Raw genomic sequence first — 18,092 nt, forward strand, 5'->3', positions numbered from 1 at the left:
AGCCGTCGTCGGCGGTGCCTCGGGAGGCCGTGGCCTCGGCCAGCCCGGTGAGCAGGCCGTTGAGGAAGGAGGGCGTCTCGTCGGTGGAGAACTCACCGCCGAGCTCGACGGCCTCGGCGATGGCCGAGGGCGCCGGGGTGTCGGTGTGGAGGATCTCGTAGGCGCCGATGAGCGCCAGTATCCGGTCCACCCGGGGCATCCGCTCGAGGGTCCATCCGGATGCCAGGGACCCGGCCACGGCGTCCTCCAGCTCGGTGCGGTGGGCTGCGACGCCGCGCACGAGATCGGCGGCGAAGTCGCGCACGGGGTTCTCGACGACGGTCGGGCGCAGGGCCAGGACGTCGATGGGGTCGGTGCCCATGGTGTCGGCCTCGAAGAGGATGTCGAGGGCCTGCTTGCGGGCCTTCGACCGGGTCGACAGATCGGCGTGCTGCTGGATGTCGCCGCTGATGCGACGGACCTCGAGGTCACCGATGCGTTCGATCGGTGCCTCGACGTCGTCGTCCTGGTGCCGGCTCACTTGTCGGAGACGCGACCGATGTAGTCGCCGGTGCGGGTGTCGACCTTGACGGTCTCACCGGTGGTGATGAACAGCGGCACCTGGATCTCGCGTCCGGTCTCGAGGGTCGCGGGCTTGGTGCCACCGGTGGAACGGTCACCCTGGAGCCCGGGCTCGGTGTAGGTGATCTTGAGCTCGACGGAGGCGGGCAGGTCGATGTACAGCGGATTGCCCTCGTGCAGGGCGACGGTTGCGGTCTGGTTCTCGAGCATGAAGTCCTTGGCGTCGCCGACGACCTCGGCGGGGATGGGCAGCTGCTCGTAGGAGGTGACGTCCATGAAGATGTAGGAGTCGCCGTCCTGGTACAGGTACTGCATGTCACGACGGTCGACCTCGGCCGACTCGATCTTGACGTCCGAGTTGAAGGTCCGGTCGACGACCTTGCCCGACAGGACGTGCTTGAGCTTGGTGCGCACGACGGTGTTGCCCTTGCCGGGCTTGTGGTGCTGGAACCAGATGACCGTCCAGAGCTGACCGTCCAGGTCGAGCACGGTGCCGTTCTTGATGTCATTGGTGGAGATGACCACAGGTGATGCCTTTCGCGCAGACTGGGCCGTCCGTCACAGCCCATACCGGGTCATGTTATCGCAGCCGTGCGGGGTGCAGCCATTCACCGGGGCGGCCCCGTCATAGGGTGGTCGCCATGGTTCAGCCGACCCGGCCGTTGCCCCGTCCTCCGGCCTCACCCCAGCTCGTCGAGGAGGTCCTCGGCCGCACCGGGCGTCCTGGCCAGGACGAGGTCGTCACCGACGTCGACCTGTCGGGTGCCGACTGGTCCGGCGCCACCCTGGACTGCGTCGAGCTCACCTCGTGTCGCGCCAACGGGCTCGTCGCCGCCGGGACACGGTGGCAGCGACCCGCCTGGTGGGACGTCGAGATGGTCGGCTGCGACCTGTCGACGGCCTCGTTCGAGGAGGGCGGGTGGCACCGCGTCCGACTGACGGGGTGCCGGCTCACCGGGGCGGCTCTCACCTCCTGCGTGCTCGAGGATGTCGAGATGGTCGGCTGCGTCCTCGACCTGGCGTCCTTCCGGTTCTCCACCTTGCGCCGGGTCGCCCTGCGGGAGTGCAGGATGCTGCGTGCCGACCTGGCGAACACCCGGCTCGAGGAGGTGGTTTTGGCCGGGTGCGTGCTGGACGAGGCCGACCTGTCGCTCACCCGCATCACCGGACTGCGCGACCGGCACACCCGTCGACCTGGTCTGGGACTGGTCATCGAGGGTGGTTCGATCCTCGGTCTGCGCGGGGTGACCTCGCTCAGGGGGAGCGCTCGTCGACGACGTCCACGAGCCGGTGCTGGTACAGCTGTTGTGCTCCAGCCTGGGCATCGCCCTGGATCGGCCCGGCGGCGTCGCCGACGTCACCGGGTGAACGCTCGGTGAATGAGCGGACGACACCGGTCGCCAATGGCCCCCTGGGGCCCCGAGAGGCCACTACCGTGGCGACCATGAGCGAGCCCACCCTCGATCCGTTCCTGTCCGGCAGCCAGCACAGCCTCCGCGAGTTCATCGACCGTGTCCACGACGCCGGCTACGTCGTCGAGTCGGACGTCCACGGGGACGACCCCGAACTCATCGCCCCCGACGGCTCGGCGGTGGAGACCTGGCACGAGGACTACCCCTACCCGACCCTCCTGGGACGCACCGAGTACGAGGAGGAGAAGCGGCTGCTGCAGATCGAGTTGCTCAAGTTCCAGTACTCGATCGAGGACACTGGGGATGCCCATCTCATCATCTTCGAGGGGCGTGACGCGGCCGGCAAGGGAGGCTGCATCAAGCGCTTCACCGAACACCTCAACCCGCGGCACTGCCGGACCGTCGCCCTCGACAAGCCCTCCGACCGTGAGCGTGGCCAGTGGTACTTCCAGCGGTACATCCAGCACCTGCCGACCGCCGGCGAGATGGTCCTCTTCGACCGGTCCTGGTACAACCGCTCCGGGGTCGAGCGGGTCATGGGATTCTGCACCCCCGAGCAGCACCATCGGTTCCTGCGTCAGGTGCCCCAGCTCGAGGAGATGCTCATCGAGTCGGGCATCCACGTGACGAAGTTCTGGTTCTCGGTGACCCGCCAGGAACAACGCACCCGGTTCGCCATCCGCCAGCTCGACCCGGTGCGACGCTGGAAGCTCTCGCCGATGGACCTGGAGTCCCTGGGACGGTGGGACGACTACACGGCGGCCAAGGAGGAGACCTTCCTGGCCACCGACACCGACGTCGCCCCGTGGATCACCATCAAGTCGAACGACAAGAAGCGCGCCCGGCTCAACGCCATGCGCTACTTCCTTCGCCAGGTCGACTACGAGGGCAAGGACACGCAGGTCATCGGCGAGCCCGACCCGCTCATCGTCATGAGGGCCCGGGACGCCATCGGCGACTGAGGTCGGTGCCCCGGCAGGCCGAGGACGTCCAGGCGGTCAGGGGGCCAGCGTGGCGAAGCACTCGGCGAGGAGGTCCTCGGCCGGGTCCTCGATCATGGTGACCCTGCCCGGTGCGCTGATCCCGACGAACCGCAGGATCCGCCGGCCGGTGGCCGGTTCGACGCGGCACTTCTTGTCGAGGCTCATGGTGTCCCGCAGCGTCGTCCAGGCGACCTCGTCGAAGGTCGTCGGCAGGCCGACGGACGCCAGCACCGACCGGGTGAGGTCGACGACGGCGTCGGCCAGGCCGAGCGTTCGGCGCGACAGCTCGGCGGCGAAGACCATGCCGACGGAGTCGGCCTCGCCGTGCCGCCACGTGAAGTGCTCGTGGGCCTCGATGGCATGGGCCAGGGTGTGGCCGTAGTTGAGGCGTTCGCGGCCGACCCGGTCACCGTGGGAGGTCGACTCGCGCAGGTCTCCGGCGACGACGTGCGCCTTGACGGCGATGGCCCGTTGGAGGATGTCGACGAAGGTCGGGGACGTGACGTCGAGGGCCTCTGCGGGATCGGCGGTCACCTCCTCGAGGATGGTCGGGTCGTCGATGAACCCGCACTTGAGGACCTCCGCCAGCCCGGACCGCACCTCGCGGGTCGGCAGGGTGGCGAGCAGATCGGTGTCGCACAGGACGGCGAGTGGTTCGTGGAAGGCGCCGACGAGGTTCTTCCCGGCGGCCAGGTTGATCCCCGTCTTCCCACCGACGGCGGCGTCGGCCATGGCCAGGACGGTCGTCGGCACCTGGACGACGTCGATCCCCCGCATCCACGTCGCGGCGAGGAACCCGGCCAGATCGGTCGTCGCTCCCCCGCCCAGGCCCACGACGAGGTCGGTGCGGGTGAGACCGGCCTCGGCCAGCTCCTGCCAGCAGCGGGCCAGGACCTGCGGGGTCTTCGCGGCCTCGGCGTCGGGCACCGGGATGGTGACGACGCGGTCGAGACGCGACGCGAGCCGGTCCGCGACGGTCGTCAGGGTCGGCGGGTGGACCATGGCGACGAGGCGCCCGGCGGCCAGGTCTGCCAGCTGGGAAGCGACACCGGGGCCCACCTCGACGGCATAGGGCCGGGCCCCGTGGACGGTGATCGACGTCATCGTGCCTCCCGGGGTTCGCCGTCGGCACAGGGTTCCCCGGCGAGATCGGCCAGTGCATCCACGATGGCGTCGACCACCTCGTGCGGGGAGAGCGTGTCGGTGGCGACGGTGACCTTCGCGGGGCGTTCGTAGGCCGGACGCCGTGCGGCCATGAGCTTGACCATCCGGGAGTGGACGTTGCCCAGGAGCATCGGCCTGGTGGCGTCGTTGAGGCCCACCCGGCCCGAGGCCGTCCGGGCACTCACGTCGAGCCAGACGGTGCACACCTGGTCGAGGGCACGCCCGATCTCCTCCTCGAGGGGTGCACCGCCACCGAGCGACACCACCCCCTCCCCGGCCAGGGCCCGGAGTGTGGCGGCACGCTCGAGGGTGCGGAAGTAGGACTCCCCCTCGTCGATGAAGATGTCGCTGATGGAACGCCCCTCGGCCCCCTCGATGACGGCGTCGACGTCGACGAAGGACACTCCGAGACGCTCGGCCAGGAGCGCCCCGGTCGTCGACTTGCCCGATCCGGGGGCGCCGATGACGGCGATGACACGAGGTGCCCCGACGGCCTGGGGGTCCCGGCGGGATGCGGCCGTCATCGGGCCACCCGCAGTCCGCGCGCGGCGACGTCGGCCAGGTAGGCCTCGGCGTTGCGTCTCGTCTCGGCCACCGAGTCGCCGCCGAACTTCTCCAGGGCGCACTCGGCGACGACGAGGGCGACCATGGCCTCGGCGACGACCCCTGCCGCCGGCACGGCGCAGACGTCGGAACGCTGGTGGTGGGCGACGGCCGGTTCACCGGTGGCGGTGTCGAGGGTACGCAGTGCGCGCGGAACGGTGGCGATGGGCTTCATGGCCGCTCGCACCCGGAGCACCTCACCGGTGCTCATGCCCCCCTCGGTGCCCCCGGCGTGGTCGGTGAGCCGGTGGACGCCGTCAGTGGTCGGCGCCATCTCGTCGTGGGCCGCCGACCCGCGACGTCGCGCGAGATCGAAACCGTCCCCCACCTCGACCCCCTTGATGGCCTGGATGCCCATGAGGGCGCCGGCCAGCCGGGCGTCCAGACGGCGGTCCCCCTGGGTGTGCGATCCGAGCCCGGCGGGCAGGCCGTGGACGAGGACCTCGACGACCCCACCGAGGGTGTCCCCCGCCTTGCGGCAGTCCTCGACCTCGGCGACCATGCGGGCCGAGGTGTCCGGGTCCGCGCAGCGCACCGGGTCGGCGTCGATCCGGGCCAGCTCGTCCGGGGTCGGGCGGACGCCGTCCGGGACGGTCACCGGGCCCAGGGAGACGACGTGGGACAGGACGTGGACGTCGAGGGCCTGGCACAGGAAGGCCTTGGCGACCGCGCCGAGGGCGACCCGTGCGGCGGTCTCCCGGGCCGAGGCGCGCTCGAGGATGGGTCGGGCCTCGTCGAAGTCGTACTTCTGCATCCCGGCCAGGTCGGCATGACCGGGGCGTGGGCGGGTGAGGGCCGCGCCACGGGCCTGGCCCTCGAGCTCGGCGGGGGCGACGGCGTCGGGGCTCATGACGGTGCGCCACTTGGGCCACTCGGTGTTGCCGATCCGGATGGCGATGGGTGAGCCGAGGGTCCGGCCGTGCCGGAACCCGGCGAGCAGGTCGAGCTCGTCGGCCTCGAAGGACATCCGAGCCCCGCGACCCACACCGAGGCGGCGGCGTCGCAGCTCCTCGGCGATCTCGGCCCGCCCGACGACGACGTGGGCGGGGATGCCCTCCATCGTCGCGACGAGGGCCTGCCCGTGGGATTCACCGGCCGTCATGTAACGCAGCATGGGGTCCACTCTCTCAGAGCCGGGACCGGGCGACCAGACCGTTCTGCGCTGCGGACTTGAGCAGGTCGAGGTCGACGCCGTGCCCCGTCATGAGCCGCACCTGGCCCAGGGCCTGCGCGGCCAGGAGATCGAGGCCGTCGAAGGTGGGCAGACCGGCGTCCCGTCCGGCGACGGTGAGGGGGGTCGGCCAGGGGTCGTAGACGAGGTCGAAGACGGCGCCCACCTGGTCGACGAGGCTCTCGGCCAGGCCGGCCAGACTGGGTGCCGGGACCGTCGAGACGAGCAGATCGGCGCCGAGGACGCCGGAGCCGAACTCGCGCCAACTCGTGTGGAAGCCCAGGGCATCGGCCAGGTCGAGGGTCGTCGTCGAGCGCTCCAGGGACCGGGAGACGACGACGGCGCGGTCGGCACCGACCCGGGCCGCGCCGGCCAGGGCCGACCTCGCCGTCGCTCCGGCCCCGAGAACCGCCACCGATCGGACGTCGGAGAGCTCTCCGGTGCGCAGGGCAATCTCGACCCCGGTGACGTCGGTGTTGCGGACGATCGGGCCGTCCGGGGTGCGCACCCAGGTGTTCGCCACCCCGAGCAGGGTGACGAGCTCGTCGGGTGACCCGAGCTGCACGAGGTCCATCTTGTGCGGCGTCGTCACCGACAGCCCGAGCCACTGCGGGCCCAGTCCGGCGACGAAGGAGGCCATCCGTCCGGGGGCGACGTCGATGGCGTCATAGCTCCAGTCGAGCCCGAGCTGGGCGTAGGCGGCCCGGTGGATCGCCGGCGACAGGGAGTGGGCGACCGGGTGACCGACGACGCCGCAGCGTCGTCGGGCTGCCCGCGCCACGTCGTCCATCGCCGTCAGCACTTGCCCTTGTGCGCTTGGCACCAGGCACGGAACTTCGCGACATTCGCCTGGTGTTCGGCGGCTGTCTTCGCGTAGGCCGTCGTCCCCTTCTCCGGGTCGGTGACGACCCAGTAGAGGTAGTCGGTCTTCGTCGGACTCACCGCCGCCTGCATGGAGTCCGCACCGGGGTTGCTGATGGGGCCCGGCGGCAGCCCGGCGTGCAGGTAGGTGTTGTACGGGGACTCGAAGTTGCGCTGGGCATCGGTCGTCGTGAGCTTGCCGGGCGCCCCGTTGGCGTAGAGCACGGTGGCGTCGGACTGCAGCTTCATGCCCTTGGCCAGGCGGTTGTAGATGATCCCCGCGACGATCTTCTTGTCCTTGGTCGACTTGGCCTCCTTCTCGAGGATGGAGGCGACGATGAGCGCGTTGTACGGGGTCTGCTTGATGTTGGACGCCTGGCCGGTGAAGTTGAGGGTGTTGACGACCTTGATGAACTGCTTGGTCTGGGTCTGGAGGATGCCGAGCGCCGTGGGGTTGTCGGCCACCTCGTAGGTGTCCGGGAAGAGGAACCCCTCGGGCTTGTTGTTGGCCCACACCGGGAGGCCGAGCTTGGAGGTCTGCTTGACCGCTGCGGTGAAGTTCGCCTTGGGCAGGTTCGTCGCCTTGGCCAGGATGGTGAACTGCTCGTCCATGGTGAGGCCCTCGGTGAGGGTCACCCGGGTGTGCTGGATGTTGGCCGGGTCGGCGAGGATCGCCACCGCCTTGGCGGCGTTCATGTGGGTCCTGAGCTTGTACTGCCCGGCCTGGATGGTGACCTCGGTCGACGAGTCACGAACGGCCTTCTTGAAGGCCTTGAGCGACTTGACGACGTCGTTGTCGACGAGGATCCCGCCGACCTCGTTGACCGACGCGCCGGTCGGGACCCGTACGAGGATGTCCTTCTCGCCGTCACCGAGGTAGTCGTCGGCCGACTTGTAGGCGACGTAGGCGTCGTTGATCTTCACCCCGACGAAGACCGCTCCTCCCACGAGGACAGCCAGGGAGAGGATGACGGCGACGGCGCTGCGGACCTTGTACCAGAACTCCTTGCGGGGATCCTCGTCCTCGTCGCTGAACGGTCCGCTCACTGCTGCTCTCCTTGTCCACCTGTGTGTCCACCCGTGGATCGGGCCTGGTCGAGGACGTGCTCGAGGATGGCCACCGCGGCCGCCTGGTCGATGACCTGGCGTTGGTGACGGGAGTCACGGCCCGAGTCGTGCAGGGCGCGGGCCGCCGCACGCGTCGTCATTCTCTCATCGACGTAGCGAAGAGGCACCGGGGCGATGGCCTCGGCGAGTTGCGCGCCGGCGGCTCGCACGTCCCGCGCGGCGATCCCCTCGTGCCCGTCGAGGGCGACCGGCAACCCCATGACGACCTCGACCGGCTCGTACTCGGCGACGATCCGGGCGAGCCGTGCGATGGGCCGGTCCTTCGTCGGGACCGTCTCGACCGGGAAGGCGAGGATGCCCTCCCGATCGCAGGCTGCCACGCCGATCCGGGCCTTGCCCCAGTCGACGGCGATGCGCACCCCGAAGTCGCTCACCGGCGTCCTCAGAGGGCCGACAGCTCGGCGGCCACGGTGCGCAGGGCCTCGTCGATCCCGGCGGGATTCGACCCGGCTCCCTGGGCCATGTCGTCCTTGCCGCCGCCGCGGCCGCCCAGCGGCGCGGTCCCGGCCTTGACGAGGGCACCAGCCCTGGCTCCGGCGGCCCGGGCCGAGTCGGTCGTCGCGACGATCATCGCCGGCTTGTCGTCGGTTCCTCCGATGAGGACGACGACCGCCGGACGCTCGGCGACCCTGGCGCGAACCTGGGTGGCCAGGGTGCGCAGGTCGGCGCCCTGCACCCCCGGGACCTTCGCGGCCAGCAGGTCGAGTCGACCGGCCGGGGTGGCCGAGGCGACGATCTCGTCGACCCTGCCGACGAGCTCCTTGGTGCGCAGGGCCGCCAGCCGACGCTCGGCGTCCTTGAGGTCGGCGGCGAGCTTGGCTACGCGTTCGGCGAGCTGGTCGGGTTGCACCTTGAGGATCGACGTGAGCTCGGAGACGAGAGCCCGCTCGGCGGCCATGTGGTGGAAGGCGTCGGTCGAGACGAGGGCCTCGACGCGGCGGGTGCCCGACCCGACCGACTGCTCTCCGAGGAGGTCGAGGACGCCGATCCGTCCGGTCGAGGCGACGTGGGTGCCACCGCACAGTTCACGGCTCCACGGCCCGGCCAGCTCGACCATGCGGACGATCGGTGGGTACTTCTCGCCGAACATGGCCATGGCGCCCAGGGCCTTGGCCTCCTCGAGCGGCATCTGGGTGTCGGTGACCTCGAAGTCATCGTGGATGGCCTGGTTGCAGCGCTCCTCGATCTCCTTCTTGAGGTCGTCGGTGAGCCCCTGGGTGGCCGAGAAGTCGAACCTCAGGTAGCCGGGCTTGTTGTACGACCCCGCCTGGGTGGCCGAGGGGCCGACGAGCTCGCGCAGGGCGGCGTGGATGACGTGGGTGGCGGTGTGGGCCTGGCAGGCGCCGAAGCGGGCTGCGGCGTCGACCTCGGCGCTCACCTCGTCGCCGACGGCCAGGTCACCGTCGAGGCGCACCTTGTGGACGATGAGCCCGGGGACCGGACGCTGGACGTCGAGCACCTCGAGGTCGAAGCCGTTGGCGCGGATGACGCCGGAGTCGGAGTCCTGACCACCCATCTCGGCGTAGAACGGCGTCTCGGCGAGGACAACCTCGACGACCGACCCGGTCGGGGCGCTGGTGACGGCCCGTCCGTCCGCGACGATGCCGCGCACCGTCGTGGGGACCGTGAGGTCGGTGTAGCCGAGGAACGGCGTCTCGCCGAGGGCGCGGATGGATGAGTAGGCCTCGGGGTCGGTGAGCAGGCCCTTCTTGGCGCGCGCGTCGGCCTTGGCCCGGGCCTTCTGCTCGGCCATGAGTGCGGTGAACGCCTCACGGTCGACCGTGAGCCCCTGCTCGGCCGCCATCTCGAGGGTGAGGTCGATGGGGAACCCGTAGGTGTCGTGGAGCTGGAAGGCCTTCTCCCCGGACAGCACCGTGGAGCCGGCCTGCCGGGTCTGGGCCACGGCGGTGTCGAGCATCGTCGTGCCGGCGCTGAGGGTGCGCCGGAAGGTCTCCTCCTCGGCGGTCGCCGCGGCGATGACGCGGTCCCACTGGGTGAGGACGTCGGGGTAGGACGCCTTCATGAGGTCGCGGGAGACCGGCAGGAGCTCGGGCAGCACGGGCTCGTCGACGCCGAGCAGGCGCATGGCGCGGACGACCCGTCGCAGCAGACGTCGCAGGACGTAGCCGCGGGCCTCGTTGCCGGGGGTGACGCCGTCGGTCATGAGCATGAGAGCGGAGCGGACGTGGTCGGCGACGACCCGAAGGCGCACGTCGTCGTCCGGGTCGGCGCCGTACACCTTGCCCGACATCTCGGAGGCCTTGGCGATGACCGGGAAGACCTCGTCGGTCTCGTACATGTTGTTGACGCCCTGGAGCAGGTAGGCGATGCGCTCCAGGCCGGCGCCGGTGTCGATGTTCTGGCTGGTCAACGGGCCGGCGATGTCGAAATCGGTCTTGGACCGGACCGCCGAGAGGTCCTCGGTCTCGAAGACGAGGTTCCAGATCTCGAGGTAACGGTCCTCGTCGGCCTCGGGGCCGCCGTCGGGGCCGTAGGCGGGGCCACGGTCGACGTAGATCTCGGAGCAGGGGCCGCCGGGGCCGGGAACGCCCATGTGCCAGTAGTTGTCCTTGAGGGACCGACCCTGGATGTGGTCGTCGGGGACGCCGACCTCCCGCCACGCCTGCCGCGCCTCGACGTCACCGTCAGGGTAGTCGGGGTGGAAGCCGGGACCGAGCACCGTCACCCAGATGGACGCCGGGTCGAAGCCGAGGCCGCCCCGGTCCTGCGGGGTCGTGACGAGTTCCCAGGCCCAGGTGATGGCCTCGCTCTTGAAGTAGTCACCGAAGGAGAAGTTGCCGAGCATCTGGAAGAAGGTGCCGTGCCGGGTCGTCCTGCCGACCTCCTCGATGTCGAGGGTGCGCACGCACTTCTGGATGCTCGTGGCGCGTCTCCACGGTGACGGCTCGACGCCCATGAGGTAGTTCTTGAAGGGAACCATGCCGGCGTTGACGAAGAGCAGGGTCGGGTCGTTGTAGAGCAACGAGGCGCTGGGGACGACGGCGTGACCCTTGCTCTCGAAGAAGTCGAGGAAACGCTGTCCGATCTCCGCAGTTCTCATGTCCGTTCCTTGCTCGCGGTGGATGGTGCGTGGCACACGGCCGCGCGAGGGTCAACCCTACCCGCAACCGCCGACATCTCGGATGCTGGCGTGGCTCGCCGGGTCAGTCCTCACCGTGTCGCGGCGTCCCGAGCTCGCCGGCGACGGCCCGGTGTCGGGCCTGCCGACGCCGCCGCTGGGACCCGACGGCCGTCGTCACGGTGCGCTTGACCGCCCGGGCCGCTCGCACCGGGGCCTGGACGACCTGGGCGACGGTGCGGGTCATCTCGCTGGCGTGCTCGGTGGCCCTGGCGGCGTGTTCGCTCATCGAGTGGACGTTGGCGGTGACGTCGCCCAGCCTGCCGATCTCCTCGTTCGTGGCCCGGACCGTGCCGCGCAGCTCGGTGAGGATCTCCAGGGTGGACCGGTCGATGTCGCGCACGCTCGAGCGCAGTTCGTCGAGCACTCCCCCGAGCTTGAGCAGGGGCACCGCCAGCAGGGCGACGAGGACGACGACGGCTGTCGCGGCGATGAGGGCGGCGATGCTGCCGACGGTCATGGTTGGCACCTCGTCATGGATGACCCCCTTCTCATGGACGACCCTCCCCTTCCCGGGCGATCCCCTCCCACGCACGACCCAGCGCCATGGGTGGGGCCGGCTGCCGGAAGCCCCGGCGTGGACGGACGATCACGACGCACTGTACCGGGACGCCCCGGGTCAGTCGGCTCGTCCGAGCAGCCGGTCGATCTCCTCCTTGGCATGGCTGATCGCGGCCTCGTTGCCGTGACCGCCGGGACGGTAGTAGTGGACGTCGCGCAGTTCGTCGGGCAGGTACTGCTGTCCGGCGACGCCGCTGGGCAGGTCGTGGGGGTAGACGTAGTCGACGCCGTGGCCGAGCTGACGTGCACCCGGGTAGTGGGCGTCACGCAGGTGGACGGGCACCTCACCAATCCGGCCGGATCGAACGTCGGCCAGGGCGGCGTCGATGGCGAGGATGACGGCGTTCGACTTGGGGGCCAGTGCTGCCGCGATGGTGGCCTGGGCCAGATTGAGCCGCGCCTCGGGCATGCCGATGAGCTGGACCGCTTGGGCCGCGGCGACACAGGTCTGCAGGACGCTGGGCGCCGCCATGCCGATGTCCTCGGAGGCCAGGATGACGAGGCGTCGCGCGATGAAGCGCGGGTCCTCCCCCGCCTCGATCATTCGCGCCAACCAGTGCAGGGCGGCGTCGACGTCGGACCCGCGGACCGACTTGATGAAGGCGCTGATGACGTCGTAGTGCTGGTCGCCGCCCTTGTCGTAGCGGACGGCGGCCCGGTCGACGGAGGTCGCCAGGATGGCGGCGGTGATCGTCGCCGTGCCCGAGGCCTCGGCCCCGGCGGCGGCCTCCTCGAGGTAGGTGAGGACGCGGCGGGCGTCCCCTCCGGACAGCCGCAGCAGATCCTCGCGGGCCTCGTCGGTGAGGGTGAAGAGCTCCCCGTCGCCGGTGCGCAGGCCCCGTTCGTCGGCCAGGGCGCGGTCGACGAGGGTCGAGATGTCGTCGCGGGTGAGGGGCTTGAGGGTGAGCAGGAGGGAACGGCTCAGCAGCGGCGAGATGACCGAGAAGGAGGGGTTCTCGGTGGTTGCTGCGATGAGGGTGACGAGGCGGTTCTCGACGGCGGGCAGCAGGACGTCCTGCTGGGCCTTGGAGAAGCGGTGCACCTCGTCGACGAAGAGGACGGTCGGGCGGCCGTGCGCCAATTCCCGCCGCGCGGTGTCGAGTTCTCGGCGCACGTCCTTGACCCCGGCCGTCACCGCGGAGATCTCGACGAAGCGGCGGTTGGTCGAGTGGGAGACGACGGCCGCGATGGTCGTCTTGCCGACCCCGGGCGGCCCCCAGAGGAAGACGCTCATGGCCGCCGATCCCTCGGCCAGACGCCGCAGCGGCGACCCGGGCGCCAGGAGGTGCTGCTGGCCGACGATCTCGTCGACGGTGCGCGGACGCATCCGCACCGCCAGCGGGGCGTCCGGGTTGACGGCGTCGAGGGAACCTCCGGTGCCCGACGGGGTCTGTTCGGGTCCGGGGTTGCCGAAGAGGTCGGTGCTCACCCGGCCACCGGGGCGAGGTGGTCGAGGAGGGCCCGCTGGTCGGCGTCGGTCCAGCCGTGGGCCGTCAGGTAGCCGCGCGCGCCTCCGAACTGATCGTCGAGAAGGTCGAGGAAGCGGTCCATGATCTGCGGTGGGGTCGTCTGGTCCTTGTTGTCGTAGGCCCCCTGGGTGGCGGCCCCGGCGTCGGCGGCCGCCCCGAGCTGGGCGATGACCCCGGCCAGGCGCTGCCCGCTGGCGGCGTAGTCGGCGACGATGTCGGCCCGGGGAACACCGACGGCGGCTAGGACGAGGCCGACGAGGGTTCCGGTGCGATCCTTGCCGGCCGCGCAGTGGACGACGGTCGCCCCTGGGGCGGCGGCCAGGGTGCGCAGGTGGGCGAGGATGGCATCCGGTCGCCATGACAGGTAGTTGAGGTAGTGCCGGGCCATGGCCTCGGTGCGGGAGGTCGGCTCGATGGCGTCCATGAAGACCTTCCACGGCGGGATGTCGGCGCTCGGATCATCCTCGGGGTAGAGGGACCCGGGGTGGACGTCGACCCGTGGATCCTCCTCGAGGGGGCTGTTGCCGATCCGCGCGCGCTCGAAGTTCGTCCGCAGGTCGCAGACGTCGGTGAGGCCCACCTCGTCGACGAGGACCGCGATGTCGGCGTCGGTGAGGAAATTGAGGTTGTCGGAGCGCAGCAGTCGGTGCGCGGCGATGACGCGGCCGTCGGGAAGGGGGGTCCCGACGAGGTCGCGCATGTTCGACAGCCCGTCGAGGTCGATCCACTGGAATGCCATGGCACCACTCTAGGTGTTGCGGTTCATGAGGTTGGTGACGCGCGCCGGGGTGTGGGAGGGGGCAGGTCCTCGACAGGATGGGAGTTGCGAAACAAACCGTCCGAGTGAGGAGCCTGCCCTTGATACACCACCGTAATGCCGCGTTGTCGTTCGAGGCACGTTGTCGTCTGGTTCGGCGTTGTCAGACCCGTCCGATCGCGCATGTCGCGGCGGAGGCGGGGGTGTCTCGCGCGTGTTTGTCGAAGTGGGTGAACCGTTACCGTCGTGGGGGTGAAGCGGGTCTGATGGATCGGTCGTCACGACCGATCCACAGCCCGAGCCAGACCCCGCCCGGTGTCGTCGCCGAGATCGAACGGTTGCGGCGGGAACGCAAATGGTCAGCCCGCCAGATCACCGCCGAGCTCAACCATGCCGGGGTGAGGATCTCGAAAGCGACCGTGGGTCGCTGGTTGGCCCGACTCGGCCTGAACCGCAGACGCTGGCTCGACGTTGATGGTCAACCCGCCCGCACCCCGGGCAGGATCATCGCTGCTCGTCCCGGCGCGATGGTCCATGTTGATGTGAAGAAGGTCGGCGCGATCCGTGACGGCGGTGGTTGGCGCGCCCACGGCCGCGGATCCGTTCAGGACAAGGCGAAACATCGTGTCCGGGCCGGTTACCGGTTCCTGCATTCAGCTGTTGACGGTTGCACCCGCCTCGCCTACACCGAATCGATGCCCGACGAGTCCGCTGCCAGTGTCGTCAGGTTCTGGAACAACGCTCTGGCCTGGTTCCACGACCACGGCATCGATCAGATCACCACCGTGATCACCGACAACGCGTTCGCTTACCGCAGCCGTGCTTTCGAGGCCGCTCTGGCCGTCACCGGGACCCGTCACCAACGCATCCGCCCCTACACTCCCCGCCACAACGGCAAGGTTGAGCGCTACAACCGGATCCTGGCCGAAGAGTTCCTCTACGCCCGCCCCTACGACAGCGAGTCCGCCCGCACCAGCGCCCTGGCCGCCTGGAACATCCACTACAACTACCATCGACCCCACACCGCCTGCCGAGACCAGCCACCCGCCAGCCAAACCCCCGCGCGCGTCACCAACGTCATGAGCTCCTACACCTAGGCTNCCGCCCGCACCAGCGCCCTGGCCGCCTGGAACATCCACTACAACTACCATCGACCCCACACCGCCTGCCGAGACCAGCCACCCGCCAGCCAAACCCCCGCGCGCGTCACCAACGTCATGAGCTCCTACATCTAGGCTGGAGGGATGGTGGTGCTCAGGCTGGCAGGGCGACTTCGGACGGTCGTGGGGGCGACCCTGGTCGTCCTGGCGGTGGTCATGGGCCTGCTCGTGCGACTGCGGGTCATCGTGCACGGCGACTCGCGGGTGCTGGCGGAGTTCCTCGAGAACCGGCGGCCGGGATTCACCCAGCTCATGAGGGCGGTCACCTGGCTCTTCAATCCGATGAGCGCGACGGTGCTGGCTGCGGTGGTGACCCTGGTCGTGTGGTGGGCCACGAGGGCATGGCGATCGGCGCTGCTCGTCGTCGCCGCGGTGGGGCTCTCGGGCCTGCTCACCCACGTGCTCAAGTTGTCCTTCGAGCGGGCCAGACCGCCGTTGCTCACCCGACTCACCACCGAACTCAACTTCTCCTTCCCCTCGGGTCATGCCACGGCGGTGGCGGCCCTGGGGTGTTCGATCGGCCTGGTCGTCGAGGCGGTGACCTGCTCGCGGCGGGTGGTCGTGGCCACCTGGTGTGCCATGGCGGTACTCGTCGCGGCGGTGGCGTCGTCCCGGCTGTACCTGGGGGTGCACTGGTTCACCGACGTCCTGGCCGGGTGCTTCGTCGGGGCCGGGGTGACCCTGGTGCTCAGCGCTGCTCTCCAGGGCGATCGGTCGGCGCCGGCCCCGGGTCAGTCCCAGCCGAGTTCGGTGAGGCGGTCGTCGTCGATCCCGAAGTGATGGGCGACCTCGTGGATGACGGTGACGGCGATCTCGTCGACGAGCTCGTCGTGGTCGGGGAAGGCCCGGCGCAGGGGCCCCGCGAAGATCGTGATGACGTCGGGGGGTACGAAACCCCACGTGGAGTCGCGGTCGGTGAGCGGGACCCCGTCGTAGAGACCGAGGAGGTCGGCCGGCTCGTCGGCGGGTGGTTCCTCGGCAATCTGGATGACGACATCGTCGAGGAGAGCCCGCAGCCGCGGCGGAATGCGGTCCAGTGCGTCGTCGATGGCGCGGTCGAAGGCCTGCTCGGTCATGGTGTCTCCCGCCGGTCATGTCAGGAGAATCCCGGGAGCGGAGGAATCCTCCCCTTCGGGGGAACATTGTCCCGCTCCGGGGATTCTCCTGACGGTGCCTCGTGGACCAAGGCTCAGGCGGAGGCCTCGTCCTTGGCCTTCTCGGCCTTCTTCACGGGCTTGGCGTCGACCCCGGCCTCCCGCCGCTGCTGGATCGAGATCGGTGCCGGGGCCGCGGTGAGCGGGTCGAATCCGTTGCCGGTCTTGGGGAAGGCGATGACGTCGCGGATGGAGTCGAACCCGCCGAGCAGCATGACGAGACGGTCGAGACCGAAGGCGATGCCACCGTGCGGCGGGGCGCCGAACTTGAAGGCGTCGAGGAGGAAGCCGAACTTCTCCTGGGCCTCCTCCGCCCCCAGGCCCATGACCTTGAACACCCGCTCCTGGACGTCCCGGCGGTGGATACGGATGGACCCGCCGCCCACCTCGTTGCCGTTGCACACGAAGTCGTAGGCGTAGGCCAGGGCCGACCCGGGGTCGGTGTCGAAGGTGTCGAGGCACTCGGGGGTCGGGCTGGTGAAAGCGTGGTGGACGGCGGTCCAGGCACCCTCGCCGACGGCGACGTCACCCTCGGCCTGGGCCTCCTTGGTCGGCTTGAACAGCGGCGCATCGACGACCCAGCAGAAGGCCCAGTCGGACGGATCGTAGAGCTTGCACCGGCGACCGATCTCGAGCCGGGCCGCACCGAGCAGCTCCTGGGAGGCGGTGCGGGCGCCGGCGGCGAAGAAGATGGCATCGCCCGGGGTGGCGCCGACCGTGGCGGCGATCCCGGCCTTCTCCTCGTCGGAGATGTTCTTGGCGACCGGGCCGGCCAGCGTGCCGTCCTCGCCCACGGTGATGTACGCCAGGCCCTTGGCCCCGCGGGTGCGGGCCCACTCCTGCCAGGCGTCGAACTGGCGACGCGGCAGGGAGGCCCCGCCGGGCATGACGACGGCACCGACGTAGGGGGCCTGGAACACCCGGAAGGGGGTGTTCGCGAAGAACTCGGTGACCTCGGTGATCTCGTTGCCGAAGCGCAGGTCGGGCTTGTCGGAGCCGTAACGGTCCATGGCCTCGTGCCAGGTGATCCGGCGCAACGGGGCCTGGATGTCGACGCCGATGAGCTTCCAGCACTCGGCCATGACCTCCTCCGCCAGGGCGATGACGTCGTCCTGGTCGACGAAGCTCATCTCGACGTCGAGCTGGGTGAACTCGGGCTGCCGGTCGGCCCGGAAGTCCTCGTCGCGGTAGCACCGGGCGATCTGGTAGTACCGCTCCATGCCGGCGACCATGAGCAGCTGCTTGAAGAGCTGGGGGCTCTGCGGCAGGGCGTACCAGCAGCCGGGGGCCAGGCGGGCCGGGACGAGGAAGTCGCGCGCACCCTCGGGAGTCGAGCGGGTGAGGGTCGGCGTCTCGATGTCGTAGAAGTCGTGCCGGTCGAGGACCTCACGAATGGTGTGGGTCACCCGCGAGCGCAGCACGAGGGCCTCGTGCTGGCGGGGACGACGCAGGTCGAGGTAGCGGTACTTGAGCCGGGCGTCCTCGCCGACGGTGATGTGCTCGTCGATCTGGAACGGCAGTGGGGCCGAGACGTTGAGCACCTCGAGAGTCGAGATGTTGACCTCGATCTCCCCCGACGGGAGGTTCGGGTTGGCGTTGCCCTCGGGGCGGGCCTCGACGACGCCGGTGACCCGGATGCAGAACTCGTTGCGCAGGTCGTGGGCGCCGGAGGACTCGAGGATCTCGTCGCGGATGACGACCTGGGCCAGACCGGAGGCGTCCCTCAGGTCGATGAAGGCCACGCCGCCATGGTCGCGCCGGTGCCCGACCCATCCCGCGAGGGTCACCTCCTTGCCGATGTCGCTGGAGCGCAGGGTTCCGGCCTCGTGGGTTCGCAGCACGGGATTCATCCTTCCGTTGTCGGGGCCTCGCATAGACGGTACGGGCCTCGGGCAAGACTATCCCCCGGGCTCATGAGGACGCACACCACAGCGCGGTCCACGAGCCCGGGGGACGTCGTCCGGGGATG

17 protein-coding genes and 1 pseudogene are annotated in these 18,092 nt (G+C 70.0%); 4 read left to right on the forward strand and 14 right to left on the reverse strand.

What is annotated here, in order from left to right; translation table 11 throughout:
- Positions 1-49: 49 nt before the first annotated feature.
- Both nusB and efp read right to left on the reverse strand, forming a co-directional pair.
- A pseudogene (gene nusB, locus E0E30_RS05690) lies at positions 50-520 on the reverse strand (transcription antitermination factor NusB); the annotation flags it as partial.
- Complete coding sequence (gene efp, locus E0E30_RS05695) at positions 517-1,086, reverse strand: elongation factor P (RefSeq protein ID WP_130865470.1); 570 nt, start codon at positions 1,084-1,086, stop codon at positions 517-519. The gene efp and the pseudogene nusB, both read right to left, overlap by 4 nt.
- A 116-nt stretch (positions 1,087-1,202) precedes the next feature.
- On the opposite strand from efp, the gene E0E30_RS05700 reads away from it, so the two are divergent.
- Both E0E30_RS05700 and ppk2 read left to right on the forward strand, forming a co-directional pair.
- Entirely contained in the window at positions 1,203-1,940 is a 738-nt protein-coding gene (locus tag E0E30_RS05700) for a pentapeptide repeat-containing protein (RefSeq protein ID WP_167853904.1), read from the forward strand.
- Positions 1,941-2,005: 65 nt separating this feature from the next.
- Positions 2,006-2,935, forward strand: coding sequence for a polyphosphate kinase 2 (gene ppk2 / locus E0E30_RS05705; RefSeq protein ID WP_130865472.1), 930 nt, complete (start codon positions 2,006-2,008; stop codon positions 2,933-2,935).
- A gap of 36 nt (positions 2,936-2,971) precedes the next feature.
- On the opposite strand, the gene aroB is transcribed toward ppk2, so the two are convergent.
- The 10 genes from aroB to E0E30_RS05755 all read right to left on the reverse strand — a co-directional run bounded on the left by aroB (position 2,972) and on the right by E0E30_RS05755 (position 13,791).
- Positions 2,972-4,060 (reverse strand): 3-dehydroquinate synthase, encoded by a 1,089-nt coding sequence (aroB, locus tag E0E30_RS05710; RefSeq protein WP_130865473.1) that lies wholly within the window; start codon positions 4,058-4,060, stop codon positions 2,972-2,974.
- Positions 4,057-4,644, reverse strand: coding sequence for a shikimate kinase (locus E0E30_RS05715; RefSeq protein WP_130865474.1), 588 nt, complete (start codon positions 4,642-4,644; stop codon positions 4,057-4,059). The genes aroB and E0E30_RS05715 overlap by 4 nt, the downstream gene beginning before the upstream one ends.
- Positions 4,641-5,837 (reverse strand): chorismate synthase, encoded by a 1,197-nt coding sequence (gene aroC, locus E0E30_RS05720; RefSeq protein WP_130865475.1) that lies wholly within the window; start codon positions 5,835-5,837, stop codon positions 4,641-4,643. Before aroC ends, E0E30_RS05715 begins: the two co-directional genes overlap by 4 nt.
- A gap of 13 nt (positions 5,838-5,850) precedes the next feature.
- Entirely contained in the window at positions 5,851-6,684 is an 834-nt protein-coding gene (locus E0E30_RS05725) for a shikimate dehydrogenase family protein (protein ID WP_130865476.1), read from the reverse strand.
- 5 nt (positions 6,685-6,689) lie between these two features.
- Positions 6,690-7,802 (reverse strand): endolytic transglycosylase MltG, encoded by a 1,113-nt coding sequence (gene mltG / locus E0E30_RS05730; protein WP_130865477.1) that lies wholly within the window; start codon positions 7,800-7,802, stop codon positions 6,690-6,692.
- On the reverse strand, positions 7,799-8,242 hold the full coding sequence (gene ruvX, locus E0E30_RS05735; protein WP_130866766.1) for a Holliday junction resolvase RuvX: 444 nt from the start codon (positions 8,240-8,242) through the stop codon (positions 7,799-7,801). Before ruvX ends, mltG begins: the two co-directional genes overlap by 4 nt.
- A 23-nt stretch (positions 8,243-8,265) precedes the next feature.
- On the reverse strand, positions 8,266-10,944 hold the full coding sequence (gene alaS / locus E0E30_RS05740; RefSeq protein WP_130865478.1) for an alanine--tRNA ligase: 2,679 nt from the start codon (positions 10,942-10,944) through the stop codon (positions 8,266-8,268).
- Positions 10,945-11,047: 103 nt separating this feature from the next.
- Positions 11,048-11,482 (reverse strand): DUF948 domain-containing protein, encoded by a 435-nt coding sequence (locus E0E30_RS05745; protein ID WP_130865479.1) that lies wholly within the window; start codon positions 11,480-11,482, stop codon positions 11,048-11,050.
- A gap of 159 nt (positions 11,483-11,641) precedes the next feature.
- On the reverse strand, positions 11,642-13,012 hold the full coding sequence (locus E0E30_RS05750; protein WP_130865480.1) for a replication-associated recombination protein A: 1,371 nt from the start codon (positions 13,010-13,012) through the stop codon (positions 11,642-11,644).
- The gene (locus E0E30_RS05755; protein WP_130865481.1) at positions 13,009-13,791 is read right to left on the reverse strand and encodes a tyrosine-protein phosphatase; all 783 of its coding nucleotides are present in this window, start codon (positions 13,789-13,791) and stop codon (positions 13,009-13,011) included. Before E0E30_RS05755 ends, E0E30_RS05750 begins: the two co-directional genes overlap by 4 nt.
- Positions 13,792-13,913: 122 nt before the next feature.
- Here E0E30_RS05755 and E0E30_RS05760 point away from each other — a divergent pair, with 122 nt between their 5' ends.
- Both E0E30_RS05760 and E0E30_RS05765 read left to right on the forward strand, forming a co-directional pair.
- Entirely contained in the window at positions 13,914-14,906 is a 993-nt protein-coding gene (locus tag E0E30_RS05760) for an IS481 family transposase (protein WP_130866767.1), read from the forward strand.
- A gap of 147 nt (positions 14,907-15,053) precedes the next feature.
- Complete coding sequence (locus E0E30_RS05765) at positions 15,054-15,749, forward strand: phosphatase PAP2 family protein (protein WP_130865482.1); 696 nt, start codon at positions 15,054-15,056, stop codon at positions 15,747-15,749.
- Here E0E30_RS05765 and E0E30_RS05770 read toward each other — a convergent pair.
- Together E0E30_RS05770 and aspS are read right to left on the reverse strand one after the other, a co-directional pair.
- Entirely contained in the window at positions 15,701-16,045 is a 345-nt protein-coding gene (locus E0E30_RS05770; RefSeq protein WP_130865483.1) for a metallopeptidase family protein, read from the reverse strand. The genes E0E30_RS05765 and E0E30_RS05770 overlap by 49 nt on opposite strands.
- Before the next feature lie 113 nt (positions 16,046-16,158).
- Entirely contained in the window at positions 16,159-17,964 is a 1,806-nt protein-coding gene (gene aspS / locus E0E30_RS05775) for an aspartate--tRNA ligase (RefSeq protein ID WP_130865484.1), read from the reverse strand.
- Between the last annotated feature and the right edge of the window lie 128 nt (positions 17,965-18,092).

The organism is Acidipropionibacterium timonense (assembly GCF_900605005.1).
Taxonomy (GTDB): Bacteria; Actinomycetota; Actinomycetes; order Propionibacteriales; family Propionibacteriaceae; genus Cutibacterium; species Cutibacterium timonense.

What these genes read in the sequence shown, in the direction of transcription:
- E0E30_RS05700 (WP_167853904.1), top strand. Translation starts at nt 1,203, where the DNA reads ATGGTTCAGCCGACCCGGCCGTTGCCCCGTCCTCCGGCCTCACCCCAG.
- E0E30_RS05765 (WP_130865482.1), top strand. Translation starts at nt 15,054, where the DNA reads ATGGTGGTGCTCAGGCTGGCAGGGCGACTTCGGACGGTCGTGGGGGCG.
- E0E30_RS05745 (WP_130865479.1), bottom strand. Translation starts at nt 11,482, where the DNA reads ATGACCGTCGGCAGCATCGCCGCCCTCATCGCCGCGACAGCCGTCGTC.
- E0E30_RS05725 (WP_130865476.1), bottom strand. Translation starts at nt 6,684, where the DNA reads ATGGACGACGTGGCGCGGGCAGCCCGACGACGCTGCGGCGTCGTCGGT.
- E0E30_RS05770 (WP_130865483.1), bottom strand. Translation starts at nt 16,045, where the DNA reads ATGACCGAGCAGGCCTTCGACCGCGCCATCGACGACGCACTGGACCGC.
- alaS (WP_130865478.1), bottom strand. Translation starts at nt 10,944, where the DNA reads ATGAGAACTGCGGAGATCGGACAGCGTTTCCTCGACTTCTTCGAGAGC.
- ppk2 (WP_130865472.1), top strand. Translation starts at nt 2,006, where the DNA reads ATGAGCGAGCCCACCCTCGATCCGTTCCTGTCCGGCAGCCAGCACAGC.
- aroB (WP_130865473.1), bottom strand. Translation starts at nt 4,060, where the DNA reads ATGACGTCGATCACCGTCCACGGGGCCCGGCCCTATGCCGTCGAGGTG.
- E0E30_RS05715 (WP_130865474.1), bottom strand. Translation starts at nt 4,644, where the DNA reads ATGACGGCCGCATCCCGCCGGGACCCCCAGGCCGTCGGGGCACCTCGT.
- aroC (WP_130865475.1), bottom strand. Translation starts at nt 5,837, where the DNA reads ATGCTGCGTTACATGACGGCCGGTGAATCCCACGGGCAGGCCCTCGTC.
- E0E30_RS05755 (WP_130865481.1), bottom strand. Translation starts at nt 13,791, where the DNA reads ATGGCATTCCAGTGGATCGACCTCGACGGGCTGTCGAACATGCGCGAC.